We start from the raw sequence: 26,220 nt of genomic DNA, 5'->3' as shown, positions 1-26,220 counted from the left end.
ATATCCCGAGCAGTCGCCGTCCGCCGCCCTTAACAGCGCCGGACGACGGAGACCCCAGCACAGCAGAAGCACACCACTGCACGAAGGGGAAGCCATGACAGCGACGACCGACGGAAGCACCGGGGCCGTGGGACCCCGCGCACCTTCGGGCAACGGAACCACCGATACCACCGTCCCCGCGCCGGGCGGTGACCCGATCAGGGTCGCCGCCGAGCGGGCCACCGCACGATCCGTCGAGCATCTGCTCGGCCGGCAGGACGCCCAGGGATGGTGGAAGGGCGACCTGGCCACCAATGTGACGATGGACGCCGAGGATCTGCTGCTGCGTCAGTTCCTCGGAGTCCAGGACGCCCGCACCACCCATGACGCGGGCCTCTTCATCCGGGGCGAGCAGCGCGCGGACGGCACCTGGGCCACCTTCCACGGCGGCCCCAGCGACCTCTCCGCCACCGTCGAGGCGTATGTCGCCCTGCGACTGGCCGGGGACCGGCCCGACGACCCGCACATGGCGCGTGCCTCCCAGTGGGTACGCGAACACGGGGGAATCGCCGGGAGCCGGGTCTTCACCCGGGTCTGGCTGGCCCTCTTCGGCTGGTGGAAGTGGGAGGACCTCCCCGAACTGCCCCCGGAGCTGGTCTTCCTGCCCAAGTGGTTCCCGCTCAACATCTACGACTTCGGCTGCTGGGCCCGGCAGACCATCGTGCCGCTGACCATCGTCTCGGCCAAGCGGCCCGTACGGCCCGCGCCCTTCGCCCTCGACGAACTGGTCGCCGCCCCGCCCGCCGGCGGCCGGAGCGCTCGGCCGGCGCCGGTGACCAGCTGGGACGGCGTCTTCCAGCGGCTCGACAAGGCCCTGCACGTCTACCACCGGTTCGCGCCCCGCAGGCTGCGCAGAAGCGCCATGAACGCCGCCGCGCGCTGGATCATCGAGCGCCAGGAGAACGACGGCTGCTGGGGCGGGATCCAGCCGCCCGCCGTCTACTCCGTGATCGCCCTGCACCTGCTCGGATACGACCTCGACCACCCGGTCATGCGCGCCGGACTCGAATCGCTCGACCGGTTCGCCGTCCGCCGCGAGGACGGCGCCCGGATGATCGAGGCGTGTCAGTCCCCGGTCTGGGACACCTGTCTCGCCACCATCGCGCTCGCCGACGCGGGGCTGAGCCCCGACCACCCGGCGCTGGTCAAGGCGGCCGACTGGATGATCGGCGAACAGATCGTGCGCCCCGGCGACTGGGCGGTGCGCAGACCCGGGCTCACCCCGGGCGGCTGGGCGTTCGAGTTCCACAACGACAACTACCCCGACATCGACGACACCGCCGAGGTCATCCTCGCGCTGCGCCGGGTCGCGCACCCCGACACCGAGCGGCAGGACGCCGCGATCGAGCGCGGTGTCGGGTGGAACCTGGGCATGCAGTCCAGGAACGGGGCCTGGGGCGCCTTCGACGCCGACAACACCAGCCCGTTCCCCAACCGGCTGCCGTTCTGCGACTTCGGCGAGGTCATCGACCCGCCCTCCGCCGACGTCACCGCGCATGTCGTGGAGATGCTCGCCTACGAGGGCAAGGCCCACCACCCCGACACCCGGCGCGGAATCGAGTGGCTCCTCGCCGAACAGGAGACCTTCGGCGGCTGGTTCGGGCGCTGGGGCGTCAACTACGTGTACGGAACGGGATCGGTGGTGCCCGCGCTGACCGCGGCGGGGCTGCCGACCTCCCACCCCGCGATCCGGCGCGCCGTCTCCTGGCTCGAATCCGTCCAGAACGAGGACGGCGGCTGGGGCGAGGACCTGCGCTCGTACCGCGACGAGGCGTGGATCGGGCACGGCGCCACGACCGCCTCCCAGACCGCCTGGGCGCTCCTCGCGCTCCTCGCGGCCGGGGAGCGGGAGAGCAAGGCCGTCGAGCGGGGCGTCGCCTGGCTCGCCGAGACCCAGCGGGAGGACGGCTCCTGGGACGAGCCGTACTTCACCGGTACCGGCTTCCCCTGGGACTTCTCGATCAACTACCACCTCTACCGGCAGGTCTTCCCCCTCACGGCGCTCGGCCGGTACGTCCACGGAGAGCCCAAGGCCCTCGCCGCACTCGCCGGCACGCGCAAGGGGAGCTGATGGAGCGGTCCTCGGGGCCGTCGCCCCGTCCCGCTCCGCCCACCTCGCTCCTGATCGCCTGCGCGCTCTCCATCGAACGCCTCGCCCTGCGCGGCGGCCGGGGCGAGGCGGCCGGACCGGTGACCGTGGTGCGTACGGGCATGGGGCCCAGGAACGCCGAGCGCGCAGTGGCACGCGCGCTCGGCGAGCCCGCGCACCGGGACGCGGCCGTCATCGCGTCCGGATTCTGTGCCGGGCTCGCCCCGGGGATGCGCCCGGGTGACCTGATCGTCGCCGAGGAGACCCGGGGCCCGCGGGGCACCATCCCCTGTACGGGGACGGGGCCGCTCGTCGACGCCCTGGTCAGGGCCGTACCCGGGCACACGGTCCACACCGGGCCGCTGACCGGCTCCGACCACGTGGTACGGGGCCGGGAGCGGGCGGCGCTGCGCGCCACCGGGGCGCTCGCGGTGGACATGGAGTCCGCCGCCACGCTGCACAGCGCGCTGGCGTCCGGCCCCCGCCCGGTTGCGGCCGTCCGGGTGATCGTGGACGCTCCAGAGCATGAGCTGGTCCGTATTGGCACAGTGCGCGGTGGAATATCAGCCTTTCGTGTTCTTCGTGCCGTCTTTCCTGCTTTTCATGAATGGCACCGTTCTTTGCTGCTCCCCAGGAGGTGAGCTAGATGGCCATGCCGCTCCGTCAGACCATCAGGGTCGGGACGTATCTCTTCGAACAGAAGCTGCGCAAGCGTGAGAAGTTCCCGCTCATTGTCGAGCTGGAACCCCTCTTCGCCTGCAATCTGGCCTGCGAGGGCTGCGGGAAGATCCAGCACCCCGCCGGGGTCCTGAAGCAGCGCATGCCCGTCGCCCAGGCCGTCGGGGCGGTGCTGGAGTCCGGCGCGCCGATGGTCTCCATCGCCGGCGGTGAGCCGCTGATGCATCCGCAGATCGACGAGATCGTCCGTCAGCTGGTGGCCAAGCGGAAGTACATCTTCCTCTGCACCAACGCGATGCTGCTGCGCAAGAAGCTGGACAAGTTCACCCCCTCGCCGTACTTCGCCTTCGCCGTGCACATCGACGGGCTGCGCGAGCGGCACGACGAGTCCGTGGCGAAGGAGGGCGTGTTCGACGAGGCCGTGGCGGCCATCAAGGAAGCCAAGAGCCGCGGCTTCCGGGTGACCACCAACTCCACCTTCTTCAACACCGACACACCGCAGACGATCATCGAGGTGCTCAACTACCTCAATGACGACCTGAAGGTGGACGAGATGATGATCTCGCCCGCCTACGCCTACGAGAAGGCCCCCGACCAGGAGCACTTCCTGGGTGTCGAGCAGACCAGGGAGCTGTTCAAGAAGGCGTTCTCCGGCGGCAACAGGGGACGCTGGCGGCTGAACCACTCGCCGCTGTTCCTGGACTTCCTCGAAGGCAAGGCCGACTTCCCGTGCACGGCGTGGGCCATCCCCAACTACTCGCTCTTCGGCTGGCAGCGGCCCTGCTACCTGATGAGCGACGGGTATGTGCCGACGTACCGTCAGCTCGTCGAGGAGACCGACTGGAGCAAGTACGGCCGCGGCAAGGACCCGCGCTGCGCCAACTGCATGGCGCACTGCGGCTACGAGCCGACCGCCGTCCTCGCCACCATGGGCTCGCTGAAGGAGTCCCTGCGGGCGGCTCGCGAGACGGTCGTCGGGACGCGGTGACGTCATGACCGCCGGAGAGCCGGTCGCGCCGGGGGGACCCCGCGCGACCGGCCCGGCGGTCACCGCGGGCCCGGGAGGGCAGGGGGCCCGCCGTCGGTGGCTGCCCGCCGCCACCGTGAGGTGAAACGTATCCGAGAGGGGGCCGCACGTGTCGATCCTGGAAAGTGTCCGGGGGCCGGACGATCTCAAGGCGCTGACAACGGACCAACTCGGCGAACTGGCCGAGGACATCAGAGAGTTCCTGGTCCGCGCGGTGGCCAGGACCGGCGGTCATCTCGGGCCCAACCTCGGGGTGGTGGAGCTGACCATCGCCCTGCACCGGGCCTTCGACTCACCCGTCGACCGCGTCCTGTGGGACACCGGCCATCAGAGCTATGTGCACAAACTGCTCACCGGACGGCAGGACTTCTCCAAACTCCGCGGCAAGGGGGGCCTGTCCGGCTACCCCTCCCGCGAGGAGTCCGCGCACGACGTCATCGAGAACTCGCACGCCTCCACCGTGCTCGGCTGGGCCGACGGCCTCGCCAAGGCGCGCGAGGTGCTCGGCCGGGACGAACACGTCGTGGCCGTCATCGGTGACGGGGCGCTCACCGGCGGTATGGCCTGGGAGGCGCTGAACAACATCGCCGCCGCCAAGGACCGTCCGCTGATCATCGTCGTCAACGACAACGAACGGTCCTACGGGCCGACGATCGGCGGCCTCGCCAACCACCTCGCCACCCTCCGTACCACCGACGGCTACGAGGACGTCCTCGCCTGGGGCAAGGACCTCCTCCAGCGCACCCCCGTCGTGGGCCGGCCGCTCTACGAGTCGCTGCACGGCGCCAAGAAGGGCTTCAAGGACGCCTTCGCCCCGCAGGGCATGTTCGAGGACCTGGGCCTCAAATACGTCGGACCGATCGACGGACACGATGTCGCCGCCGTGGAATCCGCCCTCCTGCGGGCGAAACGCTTCCACGGACCCGTACTGGTGCACTGCCTGACCGAGAAGGGCCGCGGCTACGCGCCGGCCCTGGAGGACGAGGCGGACCGCTTCCACACCGTGGGCGCGATGGACCCGCTCACCTGCGAGCCCCTGACCCCGCCGGCCGGCCCGTCCTGGACCTCCGTGTTCGGGGACGAGATCGCCGAGATCGGCGCCGAGCGGCCGGACGTCGTGGCGATCACGGCGGCCATGCTCCACCCCGTCGGGCTGACGAAGTTCGCCGAACGCTTCCCCGACCGGGTCTGGGACGTCGGGATCGCCGAGCAGCACGCGGCGGTCTCCGCCGCCGGCCTCGCCACCGGCGGCCTCCATCCGGTCGTCGCCGTCTACGCGACCTTCCTCAACCGCGCCTTCGACCAGGTGCTGATGGACGTCGCCCTGCACCGCTGCGGCGTCACGTTCGTCCTCGACCGGGCCGGGGTCACCGGCACCGACGGCGCCTCGCACAACGGCATGTGGGACATGTCGATCCTCCAGTGCGTGCCCGGCCTGCGGATCGCCGCCCCGCGCGACGCCGCCCAGCTGCGGGCCCAGCTGCGCGAGGCCGTCGACGTGGACGACGCGCCGACGGTCGTACGGTTCGCCAAGGAATCGGCCGGCCGGCCGATCGAGGCCGTCGGACGGCTGGGCGGAATGGACGTGCTGCGCCGGGCGGAGGACGCCGAGGTGCTGCTCGTCTCGGTGGGCGCCCTCGCCCCCGTCTGTCTCGCGGCGGCCGAGCTGCTCGCCGAGCGCGGCGTCGGCTGCACCGTCGTGGACCCGCGCTGGGTCAAGCCCGTGGACGAACAGCTCGCGCCGCTGGCCGCCGGGCACCGGCTGGTCGCCGTGGTGGAGGACAACAGCCGCAGCGGCGGCGTGGGTTCGGCCGTGGGCCAGTCGCTGCGCGACGCCGGTGTGGACGTACCGCTGCGGACCTTCGGCATCCCCGAACAGTTCCTCGCCCACGGCAAGCGCGCCGAGGTACTCGCCGACATCGGGCTCACCCCGGTGGAGATCGCGGGACGGATCAGCGCGGCCCTAGGCCCCAAGGAGAACAAGGAATGACGACCGAGCCCAAGGGCTTCGACCTGCAAAGACTCCTCGCCGAGCGCGGCGCCGAGCGCTATGAGCTGCACACCAGGCATCTCAACCACCAGCTCCCGCGCATGCTGCACACCATCGGCTTCGACCGGGTCTACGAGCGGGCCGAGGGCGCCTACTTCTGGGACGAGGACGGCAACGACTACCTGGACATGCTGGCCGGCTTCGGCGTGATGGGCCTGGGCCGGCACCATCCCGTCGTACGCAAGGCCCTCCACGACGTCCTCGACGCCTCGCTCGCCGACCTCACCCGCTTCGACTGCCAGCCGCTGCCCGGCCTCCTCGCCGAAGAACTCCTCACCCACAGCCCCCATCTGGACCGGGTGTTCTTCGGCAACAGCGGCACGGAAGCCGTGGAGACGGCCCTCAAGTTCGCCCGGTACGCCACCGGCAGGCCCAGGATCCTCTACTGCGCCCACGCCTTCCACGGACTGACCACCGGCTCGCTGTCGGTCAACGGCGAGGACGGCTTCCGCGACGGATTCGCGCCACTGCTGCCCGACACGGCGATTCCCATGGGCGATCTCGACGCGCTGGAAAGGGAGTTGAAGCGGGGCGACGTCGCCGGATTCGTGGTCGAGCCGATCCAGGGCAAAGGCGTGCACGCGGCGCCGCCCGGCTTTCTGCGCGCCGCCCAGGAGCTGCTGCACCGCCACAAGGCACTGCTCATCGTGGACGAGGTGCAGACCGGTCTCGGCAGGACCGGCGACTTCTACGCGTACCAGCACGAGGAGGGCGTCGAGCCGGACCTCGTCTGCGTGGCGAAGGCGCTCTCCGGCGGCTATGTGCCGGTCGGCGCGACCCTCGGCAAGGACTGGATCTTCAGACGCGTCTACTCCTCGATGGACCGGGTCCTGGTCCACTCGGCCAGCTTCGGCTCGAACGCCCAGGCCATGGCGGCGGGGCTGGCCGTCCTCGCCGTGATGGAGGACGAGGGGACCGTGGCGAACGCGCGCGTCACCGGTGATCTGCTCAGGACCCGGCTGGCCGCGCTCGTCGACCGCTACGAGCTGCTGCACGAGGTACGCGGCCGGGGTCTGATGATCGGCATCGAGTTCGGCCGTCCCGACTCGATCAGGCTGCGCGGCCGGTGGACCATGCTCCAGGCCGCCCGCAAGGGACTCTTCGCGCAGATGGTGGTCGTACCGCTGCTCCAGAAGCACCGGATCCTCACCCAGGTCTCCGGCGACCATCTGGAAGTGATCAAGCTGATTCCGCCGCTGACCATCGGGGAACGGGAGGTCGACCGCTTCGTGGACGCCTTCACGGCCGTGATGGACGACGCCCACGGCGGCGGCGGGCTCATGTGGGATTTCGGGAAGACACTGGTGAAGCAGGCGGTCGCCAACAGGTAGCCGCCGACCGACGCGACGTTTTGCCTCTGAGGCAAGGGATTTGCCTCAGAGGAAAGATGCTGGCGCAATGGAGGTATGAGCACACCTCCCGCCGGAGAGCCGCCCGACGACCCCACCGACCAGCTGCCCGACGTCGCACCCCGCCTGCGCGAGCTGCGCCGGGGCCGACGGCTCACCCTGGAGGCGGCGGCCCGGCGGGCGGGGCTCTCGCCCGCCCATCTGTCCCGGCTGGAGACGGGGCGCCGCCAGCCTTCGCTGCCCATGCTGCTCGGGCTGGCCCGTATCTACGGTACGACCGTCTCCGAACTCCTCGGGGAGCTGCCGTCGGAACGCGATCCCATAGTCCGGGCCGCCCGGATGGAGCCCGTGGCGGCCGACGGCTGGACGTACCACCAGGCCGGAGCGCCCGGCAGAGCCATGCAGCCGCTGCGGCTCCAGGTGCCGTACGGGGTGCAGGGCGACCTCGTCCGCGTACACCCGGGGGAGGAGTGGCTCTACGTCCTCGACGGGCCGCTGCGGCTGAGCCTCGGGGATGCCGCGCATGTGCTCGGCCCCGGGGACAGCGCGCACTTCGACTCGCTCACCCCGCACCGGATCGCCGCGGCCGGTCCCGGGGGGACCGAGCTGCTCTTCGTCCACACCCTGCTGCAGAGCCCCGCCGCCGAGCTGTGCTTCGGCGGCGAGGTTCATCGCCGCTGACCTGCCGAGAGAGGTCCGCCACCATGCCGGAGACAGAGAAGACCGTGCCCACCACCGAAGCCGCCGGACCCGCCGAGCCCGCGGAACCCGCCGAACCGGAGGCGGCGCCGGACACCGTGCCGGACCGAGCGCCGGACCGAGCGCCGGACCGGGTGCCCGATCGGGTGATGGACGAGGAGAAGACGTTCCCCATGGGGCTGGTCATCCGGCTCTTCGCCTATCTGGTGGCGGGCCATGTCCTCGCCTTCTTCCTCTATCTGCTCTTCACCCTGGGAGCCAAGGGGTAGCGGGCCGGGGCGCCGTCAGCCGTTGCCGCCGCCTTCTTCGAGGAGCCGGTCGCGCAGCCGCTCGCGCGTCTCGGGGGCGAGCCCGAGCCCCTCGGTCAGATAGCGCTCGGTGGTTCCCCAGGTCTTCTCGATGCTCTCGAACGCGGCGGCGAGGTACTCGGCGCGGGCGTCGAAGAGCGGACCGAGCAGCTCCATCACCTCCGGGGAGGTCCCGGCCGGGGAGCTGTCGCTGCGGCGCACCCGGTAGCGGCGGTGCGGATCGTTGGACATCAGGTAGTCGGCCTCGATCGCGTCGGGCTCGACCCCGACCGCCAGCAGGGTCACCGCGATGGAGAGCCCGGCGCGGTCCTTGCCCGCAGCGCAGTGCATGAGCGCGGGGACGGCTTCCTCGGCGAGCGCGTGCAGCACCCGGCTGTGCTCGGCGGTGCGCTCCGTGATGATCGTCCGGTACGAGCCGATCATCCGGGCCGCGGCTTTCCCCTCGGCGAGCAGCGAGCGCAACTGGTCGAGATCGCCGTCCCGGACCATCCGCCAGAACTCCGCGCCGTCGGCCGGGTCGGAGAGCGGGATGTTCACGTGGCGCACACCGGGCAGCTCGACATCCGAGCCGTCCAGCCTCAGATCGGCGGAGTTGCGGAAGTCGAACACCGTGTGCAGCCCGAGGCCGGCGAGGTACGCCGCGTCGGCGGCGGTGGCGTGGGCGAGGTGGCCGCTGCGGAAGAGGACGCCGCCGCGCACCCGCCTGCCGTCCGTGGTCGGCAGGCCGCCCACGTCGCGGAAGTTGCGCACAGCGGACAGCTGGGGTTCTGCCGACGGGACTTGCGGAAGCTGCTGCGTCACGGCGTGCTCCTCCGTGTCTGCCGCCGGCGCGGCTCGCCGACGAAGTCGACTCCTGACCCTACGACATCCGTTCGGGAGTGATCGGAGGTATCGGGTCCGGCGGGACAGGATTCAGATGCCCACCAATCGGACATCGCACGAGGTCGAATATCGCCCTAATAGGGATCTATCCGTATTGCGATGTTATGTATAACCTGCCCTGTTAGCAGGGGAGATGAGAGGTCGCGGGTGAGCAGGATCATATCCGTGACGTTGCGTGGTGACGGTGGGAAGGGGGAGCGCCACCTCGTAAGGGAACCGAAGATCCGTAGTCCACGCAGGGTGACGGGTGGTGCTCGGTGATATTCGAGTGACGGGCCGTGGCTCAAAACAGCCGCTTGTTCCGGCCGTCCGACTCGCTTACGTTCACCCTCAATCCGGACGGAACGCCGAATCCTGCCGCCGACCGGACCACACATCCACCCATCCACGTGTGGCAGGAGCGGGGGACCCAGGTAGTACGCCGATCCGGACACTCCGGAGCGGCTAGGGGTGAAGTCGCGCACCACGCGCGACCGGGCAGCTCCAGCCCGAACCCGACAGCTCACCTCGTAGGCGCCGGAGAGGAACGCACCATGCCCGCCAAGGGTAAGCACCGCCGCCCCAAGGCCAATCCGTTCTCGCGCGGATTCATCGTCGCCGGTACGGGGAGCGCCGCCATCGCGCTGCCGCTCATCGGCGCCACCGGTGCGCACGCGGCCCAGCAGGGCGCCGCACCCGCCGCCGCGCCGCAGGCGGCCCCCGCCACGACGCACACCGCGCCGAGCCTGCCGCTCGCCGCGCAGCAGTCCGCCGTGACCCGGACGACCGCGACGCAGACCGCCGCGCAGGCGACCGCGACGACGAAGAAGACCAAGGTCTACTCCGTGGTCTCCGGCGACTATCTGTCCAAGATCGCGGCGGAGCAGCGGGTACGGGGCGGCTGGCAGCAGCTGTACGAGGACAACCGCCAGGCCATAGGCGGCGACCCCGGGCTGATCCACCCCGGTCTGAAGCTGAGCATCGGCGCGCGGGCGGCCTCGGCGCCGTCCACCACGTCGAGCGGCGCGGCCGAGGCGCCGGCGAAGTCCTCCGGCACCGGCTCCACGGCGCCCAAGTCCTCGGCGCCGAAGTCCACCGCGCCCAAGTCGTCCGGCACCGGCTCCAGCGCTTCCGCGGGCACGTCCACCGGCACCTCCGCCTCCAACACGGCCACGCAGACCACCGGGGCCGGCTTCACCAAGCCCGTCGACGCGTCGATCGGCACCTCCTACCGCGCGGCGGGCGGCAGCTGGTCCAGCGGCTACCACACGGGCGTGGACTTCATCGCCTCGTCGGGCTCCACGGTCAAGGCGATCGGCGCGGGCACCGTCGTGTCGGCCGGATGGGGCGGCTCGTACGGCAACCAGGTCGTCATCCGGCACAGCGACGGCAAGTACTCGCAGTACGCCCACCTGTCGGCCCTGTCCGTCTCCGTCGGCCAGAGCCTCTCCGCCGGGCAGCAGATCGGCCTCTCCGGCGCTACCGGCAACGTCACGGGACCGCACCTGCACTTCGAGGTCCGCACCGGCCCCGACTACGGCTCGGACATCGACCCGATCGCCTACCTCCGCTCGCAGGGCGTCACCGTCTGACCCGTCCGTCCCGACGGCATCCGCCACCCGGCCCGTCACGGCCGTCGCCCGGTACCTCGTACCGGGCGGCGGCCGTTTCCGGCTATTCCCGGTTGGGGGAAACTTGACCGATGGTGTTTCTCACCCCTGGTCAACCCCTCCTTACGGTCGCGTAGGTCACATCCCCGGGTGAAGGATGTCTCGCTGTGGCAAACGATTCGAGAACAAGAAGAAATGATGTGTTCGGGTCGTACGCGGCGATCGGCGACAGTTTCACGGAAGGCGTCGGCGACCCGGGACCCGACGGTCTGTTCGTCGGCTGGGCGGACCGGCTCGCGGTCCTCCTCGCCGACCAACTCCCGCACACCGGTACGACGGTGGACACCGCGCACGGGGACTTCCGCTACGCCAACCTCGCCGTACGCGGCCGACTCCTCGACCAGGTCGTCGAGGAGCAGATTCCCCGGGCGAGGGCTCTCGCCCCGGACCTGGTGACCTTCTGCGCGGGCGGCAACGACATCATCCGTCCCGGCACCGACCCCGACGAGGTGGCCGAACGCTTCGAGCGGGCCGTCGCCGACCTCACCGAAGCCGTCGGCACCGTCGTGCTGGCCACCGGCTTCGACACCCGTGGCGTCCCCGTACTGCGCCATCTGCGCGGCAAGATCGCCACGTTCAACCTCCACACCCGGTCCATCGCCGACCGTTACGGCTGCTCCGTGCTGGACCTCTGGTCCCTCAAGTCGGTCCAGGACAGGCGGGCCTGGGACGGCGACCGGCTGCATCTGTCGCCCGAGGGGCACACCCGGGTCGCGCTGCGCGCCGCCCAGGTGCTCGGGGTCGACGTCCCCGCTGACCCGGACCAGGCATGGCCCCCGCTGCCCCCGCGCGGCACCCTGGAGGAGCGGCGCGACGACATCCACTGGGCGCGCGAGTATCTGGTCCCCTGGATCGGACGCAGGCTGCGCGGCGAGTCCTCCGGCGACCACGTGGAGGCGAAACGGCCCGATCTTCTGCCCCTCGAACACTGAGGCGACGGGAGCCCGGTGGCCCCCGTCACGTCGAGCCGGTCGGGGACAGGGATATGGCGGGAGTGGGGGCGGGGGCGGGGACGCGCTCCAGCACTCCGCCGGCGAAGACGTCGTACAGCGGCAGCGTCTCCAGGTGCACATAGCCGATGTGGCAGTCGCACACCGCCAGCGGGCACTCCCGCGGCGCCAGCGCCCGCCGGTACGAGCCGTCGTACAGATTGCCCAGCTCGGCGGGGACGAAGTGGCAGCGCCGCACCGTGCCCGCGCCGTCCACCGAGATCACCGACTCGCCCGTCCGGCAGGGCAGACCGGCCGAGCGGTGCGGATGGCGGCTGTACGGGAAGAGCGGATCGAGGTCCGTCCAGCGGGCGGCCTCCTCGTCCGTGTACGTGTGCCCCTCGGCCGCGTTGATCCAGAGATAGACGTGCGCGGGCAGCTCGGCGCGCAGCCTGCGGGCGGGCTCCAGATGCTCGTCGAGGCCGACGACCCCCACGCTGAACCGGATGCCCAGACGCGCCAGTTCACGGGCCTTCGTGAGGAACCGGTCGTACGGCGTCTGCCCCGGGTGGTACGTGCACCACAGCGCGAGCTTCTCGGGGTCGGCGTCCGCCAGCCAGTCGGTGCGGCAGCTCAGATTCGTCTGGATCGCCACCCGGCGCAGGTGCGGCAGGTGCGACAACTCGGTGAGCGTCCGCCGGTACCAGGACCGGACCAGGCCCTCGCCCCAGGGGGTGAACAGCACCGACAGCCGGTCGTCGGTGGGCCGTGAGGCCCAGGCGGCGAACCGCTCCAGGGCGGCCCGGTCGGCGCGCAGCTGACCGGGGCTGTCGCGCCGCTTCGCGAACGGGCAGTAGGGGCAGTCGTAGTCGCAGGAGGCGAGCGGGCCGCGGTAGAGGATCGTCAGGTCCACAGGGATCTCACTTCGGCAGATACGCGGCCATCGCGGCCCGCACGGCGGGGGAGAAGAGGGCCGGGCCCAGCGCGTCCGAGTGCGCGAGCCCCTCGGGCGAGAGCCGCAGCAGGCCGGGGTCCGCGCCCTCGTCCAGCCAGCCGAGCGCGGCGAACCGGTCCAGCTCGGCCGGGAAGTCCTCGGCCGGCGCCGAGCCGAACCGCTCCCGGTACTCCGCCACCTCCAGGCCCCGCGACTGGAGCAGCGACTGGAGCAGATGACGGCGGCGGGCCTCGTCGCCGTCGACGCGGCGCCCCACCTCGGCGCGGGAGAAGTCCTCCGTCGCGGTGTACGTGTCGATGATGGCCCGGATCTCGCGCATGTCGACGGCGTAGTCGAAGGAGTAGTGGAGCGCGGAGGTGTACGAACGGGCCCCGCAGCCCAGCCCGATCATGCCGTCCGTCTGGCACGCGTAGTCGTCCGCGCCCTGCGCGGGCGAGCCGGGGCGGCGGAACATCCGCATGGACACCTGCTCGTAGCCGTGGCCGAGCAGATGATCGCGCCCCTGCCGGTAGAGCCGCAGCCGCTGGGCGTCCCAGGCGGCGTCCCCGCCCGCGCCGAGCCTGCCGAGGCCGGTGAGCGGCCGGACGTACAGGGGGTAGAGGTACAGCTCCTCCGGCTGCCAGGCCAGCGCGGCGTCCAGGGAGTGGCGCCAACTGGCCTCGGTCTGGCCGTCGATGCCATAGATCAGATCGATGTTGAGGACGGGGATCCGCGCGTCGCGGATGCGGCCGAGCGCGGCCTCGGCCTCGGCGCGGCGCTGCGGCCGCACGGCGGCCTTCGCCTCCGCCCCGACGAAGGTCTGGACGCCGATGCTCAGCCGGGTGGCGCCCCGGTCGGCGAGCACGGCCAGCCGGTCGGCGGTGGCCGTGGCGGGGGAGGTCTCGACGGAGAGCGGGACGGCGCGCAGATCGGCGCCCATGCGTTTCTCCGCGATGTCACAGAGCCGCTCCAGCTCCCCGGCGGTGAGGAAGGTGGGTGTACCGCCGCCGAAGGCCGCGGCGGCGAACCGCGGGGCACCGGGGCCGTCGGGGCCGTCGAGCGCGTCGCGCACGGCGGTCGCCTGGCGGTCCAGGGCATCGAGATAGCGCGTCGTCAGCTCGTCGGGGGCGCCGATCCGGGTGAAGAGGTTGCAGAAGCCGCAGCGGACCTCGCAGAACGGTATGTGCAGATAGAGCGAGAGGGCGTCCTTGCGCTCCCCGGCCCACAGCTCGCGCAGCGCGGGGCGGTCGGCCAGCGGGCGGTAGGCCGTCTTGTGCGGATAGGCGTAGACGTAGCTCTCGTACGGGCGCGGCACGGCGTGGCTCCCGTACGGGAGCGGTACGGCGGGTGTGGTCATCGGGCTCCACCTGGCTCCAGGAAGAAATGGGCGTACGGCACGGTCCACACGGACTCGTGGCCCAGCCGGTGACCGGTCCAGCCCTCGTCCCCGTAGGCGGTGCCATGGTCCGAGCAGACGATGGCGAAGCAGCGGCGGCGGCTGCTCGCGGCGGCGAAGAGGCGGCCGATGTGCCGGTCGACGTACTCCAGCGCGGCGGCGTGCGTGGCCCGGGAGTCACCGGCCTCCCGGGTGGCGCCCGGCAGATGGAACCAGTTGGGCTGGTGCAGCGCGGCCACATTGACGAAGAGGAACAGCCGCCGCCCGGGATCGAGACCGGCGATCACCTGCTCCGCGCGGTCGACCTGGGCCTCGAAGGAGGTGGGCGAGGCGACACCGAACTCCGGCTCCCAGTGGCTCTCCTGGAACATGCCCGGCAGTACGGAGCCGAGCGCCCCCCGCTTGTTGAAGAAGCCGACCCCGCCGACGCACACCGTGCGGTAGCCCGCCGAGGCGAGCCCGGAGACCAGATCGGCGCTGTCGAACACGTAGGTCCGCTCGGCGGTGGACTCGCTGCCGCCGAAGCGCGCGGCGAACAGCCGCGGATGCGGCCCCTGGGCGGCGGGGGTGGGCAGGAACCCGGCGAAGATCGCCTGGTGCGAGGCGTAGGTGAAGCTGCCCGGCGCGTGCCGCTTCTCCCAGCGGCCTTCCGGCAGATGGCGGGCGAGATGGGGGATCCGGCCCGCCGCCGCGAGTTCCCGCGCGACGTCGAAACGCAGGGTGTCGAGGGTGACGAGCAGCAGATCGTCCCGCCCGACGACCTCGTTCATGTCGATCGGGCCGGCCGGACCGGCCACGTCCCTCACCTCGGGGCCCGGCATGCCACACCTTCCTCCGGGGCACGGACGGCGCGCCGGGGCAGCGCCGCGAGCTGCGCCGCATAGGTGTCCAGCCCCTCGGCGCCGCTGCCCGGCAGGCCGGTGAGGCGGGGCAGCAGATCGCCGAAGGCGTTGACCTCGCAGACGGAGAACCGCCGCCAGTCGGACGACGGCATCAGGTCGACACCCACACAGTGGGTGCCGGGGAAGCAGTCCGCGGCCTGTTCGCACAGGGCGAGGGCGGCGGACCAACTGCCGCCGGACGCCTCGGTCTCGGCGCGGACCGCGTCGAGGTCACCCCGCGCGCCGCCGAGATGGAGATTGGTCATGGGGGAGCGGCTGGTCCGTACGACCGCGTGGGTCGCCCGGCCCGCGACGACCACCACGCGCAGATCCGCCGACCTGCCGTCCACCGTGCCCTTGGCCAGCCACCGTTCGATGTGCAGGCCGTCGGGGGCCAGGGTGTCGACGATGGCGGCCACCGCGCGCTCGCCCGTATAGGTGCGCACCCGCAGCGAGTTGTAGAGCCGCCCGGCCGCGTCCCGCTCCACCGACGTGGTGGCCCGCACCCGGCCGGGCCCCGCGATCTGCACGGCGAGGACTCCGGAGGCGGAGGAACCGTGCGCGATCTTGACGAACGCCCGGCGCAGCCCGGCCCCGGCCATCAGGGCCCGTACGTCGTCCCAGCCATGGACGGCCGGGGCGTCGGCGCCCGAGGTGGGCGACTCGGGAACCGCCACGCCCGCCGCGTCGAGCACGCCGTGGCACAGCCGCTTGTCGAAGAGCACCGCCAGCTCCTCCGGGTCGTCCAGCAGCTCGGCCCCGGCGCCCCGGGCCCGCTCGCCCAGCTCGCGCGCTGCGGCGGTGAACCGCTCGTACCAGCGGCCCGTGCCCTCGACGCGGGTGGAGTCCTCGGCGCCGCGCAGCAGCCGGTCCACCTCGGGGTCCTCGCCCGGCGAGTCGATCCGTACGGTCTCACCGGCCGCGAACCCGGCCCGGCCACGCAGCACATCGAGCCAGGACACCTCCCGGGCCGGGGGCAGCCCGGCGGCCCGTACGGCGTCCTGGAACAGCGTCGTGCGGCGGTTGCCGGGGATCCCGACGACGGTCAGTCGCGGCTCCCGGTCCCGGCCGCTGGAGAGGGGGCGCACGGGCTACTCGGCCACCGCGACGTAGCGGTGTTCCTCGTCGTCCCACTCCTCCGGTTCCTCGACCTCGGAGAGGTCGACCTCCACTCCGGCCGCGCCGAGGGTGGACAGGAGACGCGCGCGTGTCTCCTCACCCACGTAGTGGTGATGCAGATCGAGTCTCTTCAGGTGCGTGAGCGACTGGCCCGCGAGGAGCGCTTCCGCGCCTTCGTCTCCCAGGGTGCCCATCGAGAGATCGAGACTCTCCAGACGGGCCACGACGGGGGCGCCGGACAGCGCGGTCGCGATCTCGTCCTGGATGTCGCTGTTGCGCAGCGCCAGATGGCGCAGCCTGGGGAGGCGGGAGCCGGCCAGGATGGGTTCGAGGTCGGACACGTTCGTGTTCGCGCCGTATTCGTCCGTGCCGAGCCAGAGGTCCAGGCTCTCCAGCGAGGGCAGGTCGCTCGCGCCGATGCCCCGCACCACCTCGGCGTCCAGGCCGCCCGTCTCGATGGTGAGCGAGCGCAGCCGCTCGTGCCGTACGGCGGGGAACACCAGGCCGGCGCCGCCGCGCGCTCCGAACTCCTCCAGCCCGGGGAAGGCGTCCAGCAGCGGGGTGAGCGCTCCCTGGGTGATCCAGGAGATCTCGCAGTCCTGACTGATCATGTCGCCGATGAACAGGGCGCGCAGTCCGGGCAGCCGGTCGCGGGCCGCGACCAGGGCCGACACGATCGGGTCGGACGCCGATTCGTACGCCTCGCTCCACGAACCGACGATCAGCGCCCGGACGCCGGTGGTGTCGACGCTCGCCGTGAAACGGGCGAACGCCTCCTCCCACTCCTCGTCCGCACCGTACGAATCGACCGAGATACGCCAGGCCACCGAGGCCGGGTCCGGCAGCTCCCCGGTCCGGTCGGCGCCGGGGAAGCCGAAGACGGGCAGGCCGTACAGCTCCCGCAGGTAGTCGTCGTTGTTGGTCATGTCGAACGCTCCAGACACCGGCGTGCGGTGGTCGGTTGATGTGGAGCAGTTCTACCAAGCGCCACTGACAACGCCGGTGGCGAGGCTCGCCCGTGCGCCGCTCAGACGCTGTCGACCAGCAGCGCGTCCGGCCCGATCAGCGCCTCGCCGCCCTCCGCCGTGCAGGCGTGGGCGCCCGCCAGCGCGCCCAGCCGGGCGCACTCCTCCAGGCCCCGGCCGGCCAGCCTGCCGTGCAGGAAACCGCAGACGTACGCGTCGCCCGCGCCGTTGGAGTCCACCACGGGACCGGGCGGCGGGGTCGCGGGGACCGGGCGCGGGGTACGGCCGCCCTCCCGCGTCATCAGATACGAGCCGCCCGCCCCGGCCATGGCGATCACGGCCTCGGCGCGGCCCTCGCGCAGGATCTCCCGCATCACGGAGGCGATGCGCTCCTTCGCGCCCGCCGCGCTGAGGAAGACCAGATCGGAGCGGAAGGCGAACTCCCGGTGGTAGTCCGACAGTCCGTCCCAGTCGTGCAGATCGGTCGAGACCGGTACGCCCAGCGCCTCGATGTCGTCGAAGAGGTACCGGGCGAAGTTGGTGAGGGAGAGATGCGCGTGACGCGTACGGCGCAGATGCGGCAGATAGAAGTCGCGCGGCATCCGCAGATCGTCCGGGTCCCGGGCGTCGTGGAAGGACATCCGGCGGCCCGTCCTGTCCACGAGGTTGACGGCGCGGCGCGTGCCCGCCGGGGATATCAGCGCCTCGAAGTCCACCCCGCCGGCGGCCAGCCGCTCGCGGACCTGGCCGCCCGTCCAGTCGTCGCCTATGTAGTCGAGGAACTTCACGTCCAGGCCCAGGGCCCGGCAGCCGAGCGCCACATTGCCGCCCGTGTGGCCCGGCCATTCGCGGATCGGCCCCACCGAGACCGAGTCGGCCAGTGGTACGGGCAGCGAGTCGACCCGGACGACGGTGTCCACCCCGCTGCCTCCGACGACCAGCACGTCGTGATGGAGCTGATCGGTCTGATCGGTCCCCTGCTGAGCCACAATCTCCCTCTCCGGTGCCCTGATGTCCGCCGGCCCGACCGGGCCCGGCGTCCCTGTGCGTACCGCCGCGCTACCGGCCCCGCCCCTGACTGCCCCCGCTGTCGCCGTCACCCTATCGAGCGGCCCGGCGACGACGGCCGGATTGGGGGCGTACTCGGGAATCCTGGGGGCACTGACAACGTTGGACCGGCGTACGAGGCGCCGGGTCGTGTCCTGATCGAGTGTGATCGACTCGACCCGCGCAGTTCTGTATACACGGTCATAATAGGACGAAATCGAACCTCCAGGAGGTGCTGTGACAGGCGCTGGTTCCCCCCTTCCGTTGCGTTCACGGCTGCGCTCGCTGCGACCCACCGCCTTCGGGGCCGACTCGGCGGGCGAGAGGCTGGAGCGGATCCACCGCTCGCCCAACTTCGCGGACGGAGTGTTCCAGAACCCGGTGGGGTCCAGGACCAGACCGTCCGGCGCCTCGGGCCTGGAGCTGGCGAAGATCTACTTCCAGAAGGACGCGCGTACGCGCCGGGCCCCGTCCGGCGCCATCCCTGTCCACCCCACCACCCTCGCGGACCTCGCCAAGCCCCCCGCCTCGGGGCTGCGGCTCACCTGGATGGGGCATTCCACCGTCCTCGCCGAGATCGACGGCCGGCGGGTGCTCTTCGACCCGGTCTGGGGCGACCGCTGTTCGCCGTTCGCCTTCGCGGGGCCGAAGCGGCTGCACCCCGTACCGGCACCGCTCGCCTCGCTCGGTCCCGTCGACGTGGTCGTGATCTCCCACGACCACTACGACCACCTCGATCTGCCCACGATCAAGGCGCTCGTCTCCACCGACACGGTCTTCGCCGTGCCGCTCGGCGTCGGTGCCCATCTGGAGAGCTGGGGGGTGGCTCCGTCCCGGCTGCGGGAACTCGACTGGAACGAGTCCACCGAGGTCGCGGGTATCCGGCTGACCGCCACCCCCGCGCGCCACTTCTGCGGGCGCGGCCTGCGCAACCAGCAGCACACGCTCTGGGCTTCGTGGGTGGTGGCCGGACCCGAGCACCGGGTCTACCACAGCGGCGACACCGGCTACTTCCCCGGCTTCCGGGACATCGGGGCCGAGCACGGCCCCTTCGACGCCACCATGATCCAGATCGGCGCGTACAGCGAGCACTGGCCCGACATCCACATGACCCCGGCCGAGGGGATGCGCGCCCACCTCGACCTCCAGGGCGGCCGCCCGTCCGGCGTCATGCTCCCCATCCACTGGGGCACCTTCAACCTCGCCCCGCACCCGTGGGCCGAGCCCGGCGAGGGTACGGTGGCCGCCGCCGACGAGGCGGGCGCCGGGCTGGCGCTGCCGATCCCCGGACAGCCGTTCGAGCCCACGGGGGACGGTGTCCCCGACTCCCCGTGGTGGCGTTCCGTGGCGGTGCCCCCGGCCGGCGGCTGGCCCGCGCGTTCCGCGCCCGCGATCGCCGAGGTGATCGCAGGTACGGACCTCGGCGCCGGGCCGAAGGGGACGGGTGCGGCGGGCCGGGCCGAAGAGACGGCGTCCTCCGCGTAGCCAACCCGCGGCCGCGCGTGGCGGCGGCCGTACGACGGACGACGGCCTGTCCGGGTGAGGTTCGCCCGGACGGGCCCAGTGGGGCCGGGCTGTCGCCCGGCCCCACTCGCGTGCCCGGCCCCGGCCCCGGTTCCGGCCCCGGCCCCGGTTCCGCGGGCCGTGCGGGCAGCTCGCGCACACCGCGCCGCCGGAGCCCTCGTTCGAATGCCGTATTTCGTGCTGGTGTGCGATGCCTCATCCCGGGGTGGGACGCTCTGTGGGGAACTTCGTCAACTCCCCACCGCGAGGGAACGCTTGACGACTACCGTGTGTGCTCGGTGATCAACGGAGGGCTGAAGCGGCATGCGCCGGTCCTGCCGCTGCGCCGTTTCCGGAACACCAGCACGACGCCGCTTCCCGGGGCCTCACGTACCGAGGACACTGATGTCTCAACTTCGCGCACCCGCCGCGCGGCCCGAGCGCCGCGAGGGCGGGCGGCACGGCCGGCCCGGCCCCCGCTCGCCGCTCTCCCCGGCCAGGGCGCAGGCACAGGCGCCGACGGCGCCCGACGCCCGCATACGGCCGCAACTCGTACGTACGGCGGTTCTGCCCGCGATAGTCGCCGCGCTCAGCGGCGCGGCGGCCGTGATGCTCGTCCTGCGCTCCACCGGCGCGGAACCGACCGCGCGGATCTGGACGGCCCTGTTCGGGACGGCGCTGCTCGCCTTCGCCGCCATCGCCGCCGCCGCGCTCGGCGCGGAACGTACCGCCAGGTCCTTCCTCGGGCGCTGCGACGAACTGCGCCTCTCCAGCGCGCGCGGACAGGCCGAGCTGCGCGCGGTGGTCGAACGGCTCGGACGGGGCGAGAAGGTCGGCGAGAGGACCGGCGAGAGGACCGGCGAGAAAGCCACCGCGGCCGTCCTCGGCGGCGATGAATTCGACCTGCTCGCACGGGAACTGAGCCGCTCCCAGGAGGCCGCCCTCGGCGCGGTCGTGCAGGCGTCCCAGATCTCCGGGAGCGTCAAGAACGAACAGAAGGTCGAGGTCTTCGTCAATCTGGCGCGCAGGCTCCAGTCGCTGGTCCACCGCGAGATCCAGCTGCTCGACGAGTTGGAGAACGAGGTCGAGGACCCCGAACTGCTGAAAGGTCTCTTCCACGTCGACCACCTGGCGACCCGTATCCGCAGGCACGCCGAGAACCTCGCCGTGCTCGGCGGGGCCGTCTCCCGGCGCCAGTGGAGCAGGCCGGTCGCCATGACGGAGGTGCTGCGCTCGGCCATCGCCGAGGTCGAACAGTATCCGCGGATCAAGCTGGTGCCGCCCATCGACGGCACCCTGCGCGGCCACGCGGTCGCCGATGTCATCCACCTGCTGGCCGAACTGGTCGAGAACGCCACGCTGTTCTCCTCCCCGCACACCCAGGTCCTGCTGCGGGCGCAGCATGTGACGGCCGGGCTCGCCATCGAGGTGGAGGACCGGGGGCTCGGGATGCCGGCGGGCGAGCAGAAGCGGATGAACGCCCTGCTCACCGACCCCGATCGGGTGAATGTGGCGCATCTGCTCCAGGACGGGCGGATCGGACTCTTCGTGGTCTCGGCGCTGGCGCGCAGACACGGGATCGCGGTACGCCTCCAGGCCAACATCTACGGCGGTGTCCAGGCCGTACTGGTCCTGCCGCAGACGCTGCTCGGCTCGGACCGGACCGACGGCCCGGGACACGGGCAGGGTCAGGGTCAGGGCTCGGCCGCTCCGGCGGGCCCACCCGTACCGCGGCACCAGCCGTTCACCGGGCAACAGCAACAACAGCCGCCGCATGAGCAGCCGCAACAGCTCCAGCCGCAGCAGCAGCCGATGCCGCCGAAGCCTCAGACGTACGAGAGGCAGCCCCACTCACAGTCGTCCGAGAACGGCGCCGGGCAGCCCGGCGCCCCCGCCCCGCTGCCCGTCCGGGGCGCGCACGCGCAGCGCCCCGGCCCCCGCCACGCCGACCGGCGCCCCGAGTCCGCCCCCGTACCCCCGCCCCGGCCGCCCGCGGCCCCCGCTCCCGCCGCCCCCGCTCCCGGCGCGGACGACGGTGTCATGGAGCCGGACGGCACGATCCACAGCGCCGCGAGCAAGCCCCAACTGCCCCGGCGGCGCGGCCAGGAGCATCTGGTACCGCAGCTCAGGGACGCCCCCGCCCCGCCCCGGCCCACCGAGCCGACGCTCCACGATCCCGGCCTGATGGCCGCCTTCCAGCGCGGCATCGGCCTCGCCGAGTCCCAGCCGGTCCACGGTGCCTCGCCTGCCTCACCGGCCGATCCGCTCGACGACCGCCCCGCGGCCCCTCTGCCGGAACCGCAGCGCCACGACACCACCCCCACTTCGAAGGAGTAGATGAACCATGGCGAGCGATGTGCCCACCGGCCATGTCTCGGACCTCGACTGGCTGTTGAACGGTCTGGTCCAGCGAGTCCCCTATACGCGCAGCGCCGTGCTGCTCTCCTCCGACGGCCTGGTCAGGTCCATGCACGGCATGGACGCCGACAGCGCCGACCACATGGCGGCCCTGGCCTCCGGTCTCTACTCCCTGGGCCGCAGCGCCGGGGCGCGCTTCGGCGACGGGGGTGAGGTCCGCCAGGTCGTCGTGGAGCTGGACTCGACCCTGCTCTTCGTCTCCACGGCGGGCTCCGGCACCTGTCTCGCCGTGCTCGCCGGCCGCGAGGCGGACGCCGCGGTGCTCGGCTACGAGATGGCGATGCTGGTCAAGAGCGTACGGCCGTATCTGGTCACCCCCCTGCGACAGGGCGCCGGTACGTCACCGGGCGCCGAGGCCCGCTGACCGTGCCGCTCCCGACGGAAGGACCGTGGCTCGACGACGCGGCCGGCCGCCTGATCCGCCCGTACGCCGTCAGTGGAGGCCGGACCCGGCCGACGACGGCGCTGGACCTGCTGACGCTGGTGATGTCCACGGGGTCGGTGCCCGAGGCGCATCTCGGTCCCGAGCACGCCCAGGCCGTCGGGCTCTGCCAGGGGCCGACCTCGGTGGCGGAGATCGCGGCGCATCTGCGGCTGCCCGCGACGGTCACCAAGGTCCTGCTCTCCGACCTGGTGGACTGCGGGGCGATCGCCGCACGGCCACCGAACAGCTTCGACAACCCCACCGACCGTTTCCTGCTGGAGGCAGTGCTCGATGGCCTACGACGACAGCTCTGACCCCCTGTCCGGGTTCGCCCCCGCCCCGGCCCTCCGTGCCGACCCCCTTCCGGCGCCGGAGCCGGAGCCGTTCCCGACCGCGCTGAAGGTCCTGGTCGCGGGCGGGTTCGGGGTCGGCAAGACGACGTTCGTCGGGGCGGTCAGCGAGATCGCGCCGCTGAGCACCGAGGAACTGCTGACCCAGGTCAGCGCGGCCACCGACGATCTGACGGGGGTCGAGGCCAAGACCTCCACGACGGTCGCCATGGACTTCGGCCGGCTGACGCTCGACGAGCGGCACGTGCTCTATCTCTTCGGCACCCCCGGCCAGGAGCGCTTCTGGTTCATGTGGGACGAGCTGTCACGGGGCGCGCTCGGCGCGATCGTGCTGGCCGACACCCGGCGGCTCGAATACTCCTTCTCCGCCGTGGACTTCTTCGAGCAGCGCGGCATCGGATTCGTCGTCGCGGTCAACGAGTTCGACGGTTCGTACCGCTACGAACCGGAGGAGGTGCGGGCCGCGATAGACCTCAAGCCCGAGGTGCCGATCGTGCTCTGCGACGCGCGGATCGCCAGTTCCGGTATCCAGACCCTGGTCACGCTCGTTCAACACTTGATCACCTCGTCCCCGCCGCTGCCTCCCGTACCGGAGAACGCCGAATGACCCTGATATCCCCGACCGACGGAGCCCGCGCATGACGTACGACCCGATCGGCCGTCTGCTGCTGACCCCGGTCGACCAAGGGGCGCCCGAGCGGGCGGTGCGGCTGCGCGGGCTCGGCCTCGGGGAGCGCCCGGAGCCGGCCCTCGACGCCTACGCCGGCCAGCTGGCCCGGATGACCGGCGCTCCGTACGCGATGGTCAACTTCATCGACGAACACCGGCAGTTCTTCGCGGGACTGCACGCGCCGCCGGGCGACCTGGGCGAGCGGTTCATGGCCAAGGACCACGGCTACTGCCCCTATGTGGTGGTCCGGCGCAAGGCGCTGGTCCTGGAGGACGTACGGGACTTCCCCCGGTTCGCCGGGAACGCCCTGGTGGACGAGATCGGCATCCGCTCGTACCTCGGTGCGCCGCTCATCGACCGGACGGGCATGGCGCTGGGCACCGTCTGTGTCGCTGACACCGAGCCGCGGCGCTGGGGGCGGACCGGGCTGGACACCATCAAGTCGTTCGCCGGGCAGCTGATGGCGGAGATCCACCGCAGGGAGTCCGGCCATCTCTGAGACCGTGAGACCGTCCCGCCCTGTCTCGGATACGGGATATCGTTCCAGATGTGAGAGAGAACGCTGACGACCCCGTCGACGCGCTGCTGGCCGAGCGCCTCGCCGAGCTGCGGAGCGCGCGCGGCTGGTCCCTGGAGGAGCTGGCCCGCCGCAGCGGAGTGAGCCGCTCCACGCTGTCGCGCGCCGAACGCGGCGAGATCAGCCCCACCGCGTCGCTGCTCGGCCGGGTCTGCGCGGTGTACGGACGCACCATGTCGCAGCTGCTCAGCGAGGTCGAGGCGGAACCCGCTCAGCTGGTCAGGGCGGCGGAGCAGACCGTCTGGACCGACGCGGCCTCCGGTTTCGTACGCCGCTCGGTCTCGCCACCGCAGGCCGGGCTGCGGGCCGAGGTGGTCGAGGCCACCCTGCGGGCCGGCGCGGACGTGGCGTACGAGCGGCCGCCGGTCCCGGGCATGGAGCAGCACCTGTGGGTGCTGGAGGGAACGGTCGAGTTCACGGTCGGGCGCGAGCCGCACCTTCTGCGCACGGGCGACTGCCTGCGCACCCGGCTGTGGGGGCCGACCCGGCTGCGCTGCCCGGGACCCGGGCCCGCCCGGTACGCGATCGTGGTGGTCCAGCCGTGAGGCACGAGGTGGCGGCCCTGTCCGCCGACGGACTCCTCGCCGCCGCCGACGAACTGGCCGAGCTGCTGGTCGACGCGGTCGCGGGCGGGGCCTCGGTCGGATTCCTCGACCCGCTGGACCGGGCCGCCGCCGCCGGCTGGTGGCGGGCGCAGGCCCCGGCCGTACGGGACGGACGGCTGTCCGTACGGGTCGCCAGGTCCGGCGGGCGCGTCATGGGAACGGTCGGGGTGACGTACGCCGACAAGGCCAATGGCCGCCATCGCGCCGAGATCGGCAAGCTGCTCGTCCACCGCGAGGCCCGGGGGCGCGGCCTCGGACGTACGCTGCTCACCGCCGCCGAGGAGGCGGCCGCAGGGTCCGGGGTGACGCTGCTGCTGCTCGACACCCAGACCGGCAGCCCCGCCGAGGCGCTGTACCGGTCCGCGGGGTGGACGGCGGTGGGGGTGGTCCCGGGACACGCGGCGGACCCGGGCGGGACGCCGCGCGCGACGACGTTCTTCTACAAGGACCTCGCCGCCGGGGCCGACGAGCCCGCCCCGGGCCCCGCCCTGACCGCGGCCCCGGCCGCGGCGCCGGTCAGGGGCGCTCCAGCCAGCCCCTGACGAACATGGCCTGCCCGGCGTGCTGGAGGTCGTCCGCGACGACGCTGACCAGCCGTGCGCCGAGGGTCACCGGCGGGGTCCACGCGTCGTCGACGATCCGCCCGAGGTCCGCGTCGTCGAGCGTGCCGAGATACGCGACCGTCCGGTCGTGCACGGCGTCGTGGTACCCGGCCAGCAGATCGGCCCCGACGCCGCTGCCGCCGAGCGCGGCCACGTCCTCGGCCCGGTGGCCGTACCCGGTGGCACCGGACGGGAACGGCAGCGCGAACCGCTCCGACCACCGCTCCGCGAGCCAGACCTCCTCCGTCCCCGCCACGTCCGCGACATGGTCGTCCTGGACCCGGGTGAGATGCCAGACGAGCCAGGCGATGGAGTTCGCGCCGTCGTCGAGCCGCACGGCCAGCTCGTCGGGGGAGAGGCCGTCCACCGCCTCGTGGACGATCTCGCGGATCCGGCCGAAGGCGTCGATCAGCAGGTCACCGCTCGCGGTCATGACGGGCTCCTCTCGTGGGGACGTACGGGGCAGGTCTTCAGGGTCCCCCGTACGGGCCGCGCGGGCACGGCGACGCGCCTTTCGTGTCTCTCGTACCGCTCACGCGGTGAGCCGGCCGGGCCCGCCCGGAAAGCGGTTCGTGATCACCGCCCGGAGTGCGGTATTGTTCTCATGCGCGTTCGGACCGGGGAAACCGCAGGTCAGACGGGCATCGGGACGTGGCGCAGCTTGGTAGCGCACTTGACTGGGGGTCAAGGGGTCGCAGGTTCAAATCCTGTCGTCCCGACTCATGGGAGTCGAGGTCAGGGCCGGTATCGGAGGAATCCGATACCGGCCCTCGATCGTTTTTGGGGACCAGCTGGGGACCAGCGTCCTTGACCGGGTCAGCGGGTCATGACGATGGGGCTCGGCAGCGAGCGTGGTGCGCGCAGCGCGTTGAAGTGGGCCGAGAGCGCCGCTCCGGCTGCTGTGATCGTGTGTACGTCGGGGTGCAGGTAGCGCTGGGTGGTGGTCAGGGTCGTGTGGCGAGGCCGTGAGTGGCACTGTACGACCGGCGCGTCAGCCAGAGGTGATCTGACTCCTCTACACCGCAGGCCC

The 26,220-nt window shown here is 72.0% G+C and carries 25 protein-coding genes, 1 tRNA gene and 1 riboswitch; of the genes, 18 read left to right on the top strand and 8 right to left on the bottom strand.

Annotated features, from left to right (window positions below):
• Positions 1 to 94: 94 nt before the first annotated feature.
• The 7 genes from shc (at position 95) to OG627_RS04290 (ending at position 8,200) form a co-directional block, all read left to right on the top strand.
• Complete coding sequence (gene shc, locus OG627_RS04320) at positions 95 to 2,110, top strand: squalene--hopene cyclase (RefSeq protein ID WP_329061576.1); 2,016 nt, start codon at positions 95 to 97, stop codon at positions 2,108 to 2,110.
• Entirely contained in the window at positions 2,110 to 2,769 is a 660-nt protein-coding gene (locus OG627_RS04315) for a phosphorylase family protein (protein WP_329061574.1), read from the top strand. The genes shc and OG627_RS04315 overlap by 1 nt, the downstream gene beginning before the upstream one ends.
• Positions 2,770 to 2,774: 5 nt before the next feature.
• Entirely contained in the window at positions 2,775 to 3,794 is a 1,020-nt protein-coding gene (gene hpnH, locus OG627_RS04310) for an adenosyl-hopene transferase HpnH (protein WP_329061572.1), read from the top strand.
• A 148-nt stretch (positions 3,795 to 3,942) separates the two neighbouring features.
• Positions 3,943 to 5,823 (top strand): 1-deoxy-D-xylulose-5-phosphate synthase, encoded by a 1,881-nt coding sequence (gene dxs, locus OG627_RS04305; protein WP_329061570.1) that lies wholly within the window; start codon positions 3,943 to 3,945, stop codon positions 5,821 to 5,823.
• Positions 5,820 to 7,214 (top strand): aspartate aminotransferase family protein, encoded by a 1,395-nt coding sequence (locus tag OG627_RS04300; protein ID WP_329061568.1) that lies wholly within the window; start codon positions 5,820 to 5,822, stop codon positions 7,212 to 7,214. The genes dxs and OG627_RS04300 overlap by 4 nt, the downstream gene beginning before the upstream one ends.
• Before the next feature lie 75 nt (positions 7,215 to 7,289).
• Positions 7,290 to 7,913, top strand: coding sequence for a helix-turn-helix domain-containing protein (locus OG627_RS04295; protein ID WP_329061566.1), 624 nt, complete (start codon positions 7,290 to 7,292; stop codon positions 7,911 to 7,913).
• 167 nt (positions 7,914 to 8,080) lie between these two features.
• A complete protein-coding gene (locus tag OG627_RS04290; protein ID WP_329072342.1) occupies positions 8,081 to 8,200 on the top strand; it encodes a DUF6126 family protein in 120 nt (39 codons plus the stop codon).
• 15 nt (positions 8,201 to 8,215) lie between these two features.
• Here OG627_RS04290 and OG627_RS04285 read toward each other — a convergent pair whose 3' ends face one another.
• The gene (locus OG627_RS04285; RefSeq protein WP_329061564.1) at positions 8,216 to 9,040 is read right to left on the bottom strand and encodes a tyrosine-protein phosphatase; all 825 of its coding nucleotides are present in this window, start codon (positions 9,038 to 9,040) and stop codon (positions 8,216 to 8,218) included.
• Positions 9,041 to 9,489: 449 nt separating this feature from the next.
• Positions 9,490 to 9,652: riboswitch (cyclic di-AMP (ydaO/yuaA leader) on the top strand.
• Positions 9,653 to 9,654: 2 nt separating this feature from the next.
• Here OG627_RS04285 and OG627_RS04280 point away from each other — a divergent pair.
• The gene (locus OG627_RS04280) at positions 9,655 to 10,692 is read left to right on the top strand and encodes a M23 family metallopeptidase (protein WP_329061562.1); all 1,038 of its coding nucleotides are present in this window, start codon (positions 9,655 to 9,657) and stop codon (positions 10,690 to 10,692) included.
• A gap of 185 nt (positions 10,693 to 10,877) precedes the next feature.
• Positions 10,878 to 11,702, top strand: coding sequence for an SGNH/GDSL hydrolase family protein (locus tag OG627_RS04275; protein ID WP_329061560.1), 825 nt, complete (start codon positions 10,878 to 10,880; stop codon positions 11,700 to 11,702).
• Positions 11,703 to 11,727: 25 nt separating this feature from the next.
• On the opposite strand, the gene OG627_RS04270 is transcribed toward OG627_RS04275, so the two are convergent.
• From OG627_RS04270 to OG627_RS04245, 6 genes are all read right to left on the bottom strand, one after another.
• Complete coding sequence (locus OG627_RS04270) at positions 11,728 to 12,612, bottom strand: STM4011 family radical SAM protein (protein ID WP_329061558.1); 885 nt, start codon at positions 12,610 to 12,612, stop codon at positions 11,728 to 11,730.
• A gap of 7 nt (positions 12,613 to 12,619) precedes the next feature.
• Entirely contained in the window at positions 12,620 to 13,990 is a 1,371-nt protein-coding gene (locus OG627_RS04265; RefSeq protein WP_329061556.1) for an STM4012 family radical SAM protein, read from the bottom strand.
• On the bottom strand, positions 13,987 to 14,799 hold the full coding sequence (locus OG627_RS04260; protein ID WP_329072340.1) for an STM4013/SEN3800 family hydrolase: 813 nt from the start codon (positions 14,797 to 14,799) through the stop codon (positions 13,987 to 13,989). Before OG627_RS04260 ends, OG627_RS04265 begins: the two co-directional genes overlap by 4 nt.
• 32 nt (positions 14,800 to 14,831) lie before the next feature.
• Complete coding sequence (locus OG627_RS04255) at positions 14,832 to 15,998, bottom strand: STM4014 family protein (protein WP_329061554.1); 1,167 nt, start codon at positions 15,996 to 15,998, stop codon at positions 14,832 to 14,834.
• Between the two features lie 3 nt (positions 15,999 to 16,001).
• Positions 16,002 to 16,955: an STM4015 family protein gene (locus OG627_RS04250; RefSeq protein WP_329061552.1), complete on the bottom strand. Its 954-nt coding sequence runs from the start codon at positions 16,953 to 16,955 to the stop codon at positions 16,002 to 16,004.
• A gap of 101 nt (positions 16,956 to 17,056) precedes the next feature.
• Complete coding sequence (locus OG627_RS04245; protein WP_329072338.1) at positions 17,057 to 17,935, bottom strand: carbohydrate kinase family protein; 879 nt, start codon at positions 17,933 to 17,935, stop codon at positions 17,057 to 17,059.
• Positions 17,936 to 18,278: 343 nt separating this feature from the next.
• Here OG627_RS04245 and OG627_RS04240 point away from each other — a divergent pair, with 343 nt between their 5' ends.
• The 8 genes from OG627_RS04240 to OG627_RS04205 all read left to right on the top strand — a co-directional run bounded on the left by OG627_RS04240 (position 18,279) and on the right by OG627_RS04205 (position 25,130).
• Complete coding sequence (locus OG627_RS04240; RefSeq protein WP_329061550.1) at positions 18,279 to 19,526, top strand: MBL fold metallo-hydrolase; 1,248 nt, start codon at positions 18,279 to 18,281, stop codon at positions 19,524 to 19,526.
• A 423-nt stretch (positions 19,527 to 19,949) separates the two neighbouring features.
• The gene (locus OG627_RS04235; RefSeq protein ID WP_329061548.1) at positions 19,950 to 21,881 is read left to right on the top strand and encodes a sensor histidine kinase; all 1,932 of its coding nucleotides are present in this window, start codon (positions 19,950 to 19,952) and stop codon (positions 21,879 to 21,881) included.
• A 7-nt stretch (positions 21,882 to 21,888) separates the two neighbouring features.
• Positions 21,889 to 22,326 carry a roadblock/LC7 domain-containing protein gene (locus tag OG627_RS04230; protein ID WP_329061546.1) on the top strand — a complete coding sequence of 146 codons (438 nt, stop codon included), beginning with the start codon at positions 21,889 to 21,891 and terminating at the stop codon, positions 22,324 to 22,326.
• Between the two features lie 2 nt (positions 22,327 to 22,328).
• Positions 22,329 to 22,700, top strand: coding sequence for a DUF742 domain-containing protein (locus OG627_RS04225; RefSeq protein WP_329061544.1), 372 nt, complete (start codon positions 22,329 to 22,331; stop codon positions 22,698 to 22,700).
• Positions 22,678 to 23,343: a GTP-binding protein gene (locus tag OG627_RS04220; RefSeq protein WP_329061541.1), complete on the top strand. Its 666-nt coding sequence runs from the start codon at positions 22,678 to 22,680 to the stop codon at positions 23,341 to 23,343. The genes OG627_RS04225 and OG627_RS04220 overlap by 23 nt, the downstream gene beginning before the upstream one ends.
• Before the next feature lie 31 nt (positions 23,344 to 23,374).
• A complete protein-coding gene (locus OG627_RS04215; RefSeq protein ID WP_329061539.1) occupies positions 23,375 to 23,905 on the top strand; it encodes a GAF domain-containing protein in 531 nt (176 codons plus the stop codon).
• 50 nt (positions 23,906 to 23,955) lie between these two features.
• Complete coding sequence (locus OG627_RS04210) at positions 23,956 to 24,528, top strand: helix-turn-helix domain-containing protein (protein WP_329061537.1); 573 nt, start codon at positions 23,956 to 23,958, stop codon at positions 24,526 to 24,528.
• The gene (locus OG627_RS04205) at positions 24,525 to 25,130 is read left to right on the top strand and encodes a GNAT family N-acetyltransferase (RefSeq protein ID WP_329061535.1); all 606 of its coding nucleotides are present in this window, start codon (positions 24,525 to 24,527) and stop codon (positions 25,128 to 25,130) included. The genes OG627_RS04210 and OG627_RS04205 overlap by 4 nt, the downstream gene beginning before the upstream one ends.
• Here OG627_RS04205 and OG627_RS04200 read toward each other — a convergent pair.
• Entirely contained in the window at positions 25,105 to 25,623 is a 519-nt protein-coding gene (locus tag OG627_RS04200; RefSeq protein WP_329061533.1) for a mycothiol transferase, read from the bottom strand. The genes OG627_RS04205 and OG627_RS04200 overlap by 26 nt on opposite strands.
• Positions 25,624 to 25,835: 212 nt before the next feature.
• Between OG627_RS04200 and OG627_RS04195 the strand changes: the two genes are divergently transcribed.
• Positions 25,836 to 25,909, top strand: a tRNA-Pro gene (locus OG627_RS04195).
• The last annotated feature ends 311 nt before the right edge of the window (positions 25,910 to 26,220 follow it).

It is taken from the genome of Streptomyces sp. NBC_01429 (assembly GCF_036231945.1).
GTDB lineage: Bacteria > Actinomycetota > Actinomycetes > Streptomycetales > Streptomycetaceae > Streptomyces.
This window is presented reverse-complemented; position numbering and strand designations above follow the sequence as displayed.

Bases quoted from the DNA above. Each gene is read 5' to 3' on its own strand.
- shc (WP_329061576.1), top strand. From the start codon at position 95: ATGACAGCGACGACCGACGGAAGCACCGGGGCCGTGGGACCCCGCGCA.
- OG627_RS04315 (WP_329061574.1), top strand. From the start codon at position 2,110: ATGGAGCGGTCCTCGGGGCCGTCGCCCCGTCCCGCTCCGCCCACCTCG.
- hpnH (WP_329061572.1), top strand. From the start codon at position 2,775: ATGGCCATGCCGCTCCGTCAGACCATCAGGGTCGGGACGTATCTCTTC.
- OG627_RS04300 (WP_329061568.1), top strand. From the start codon at position 5,820: ATGACGACCGAGCCCAAGGGCTTCGACCTGCAAAGACTCCTCGCCGAG.
- OG627_RS04295 (WP_329061566.1), top strand. From the start codon at position 7,290: ATGAGCACACCTCCCGCCGGAGAGCCGCCCGACGACCCCACCGACCAG.
- OG627_RS04290 (WP_329072342.1), top strand. From the start codon at position 8,081: ATGGACGAGGAGAAGACGTTCCCCATGGGGCTGGTCATCCGGCTCTTC.
- OG627_RS04280 (WP_329061562.1), top strand. From the start codon at position 9,655: ATGCCCGCCAAGGGTAAGCACCGCCGCCCCAAGGCCAATCCGTTCTCG.
- OG627_RS04265 (WP_329061556.1), bottom strand. From the start codon at position 13,990: ATGACCACACCCGCCGTACCGCTCCCGTACGGGAGCCACGCCGTGCCG.
- OG627_RS04260 (WP_329072340.1), bottom strand. From the start codon at position 14,799: ATGAACGAGGTCGTCGGGCGGGACGATCTGCTGCTCGTCACCCTCGAC.
- OG627_RS04250 (WP_329061552.1), bottom strand. From the start codon at position 16,955: ATGACCAACAACGACGACTACCTGCGGGAGCTGTACGGCCTGCCCGTC.
- OG627_RS04235 (WP_329061548.1), top strand. From the start codon at position 19,950: ATGTCTCAACTTCGCGCACCCGCCGCGCGGCCCGAGCGCCGCGAGGGC.
- OG627_RS04230 (WP_329061546.1), top strand. From the start codon at position 21,889: ATGGCGAGCGATGTGCCCACCGGCCATGTCTCGGACCTCGACTGGCTG.
- OG627_RS04220 (WP_329061541.1), top strand. From the start codon at position 22,678: ATGGCCTACGACGACAGCTCTGACCCCCTGTCCGGGTTCGCCCCCGCC.
- OG627_RS04215 (WP_329061539.1), top strand. From the start codon at position 23,375: ATGACGTACGACCCGATCGGCCGTCTGCTGCTGACCCCGGTCGACCAA.
- OG627_RS04200 (WP_329061533.1), bottom strand. From the start codon at position 25,623: ATGACCGCGAGCGGTGACCTGCTGATCGACGCCTTCGGCCGGATCCGC.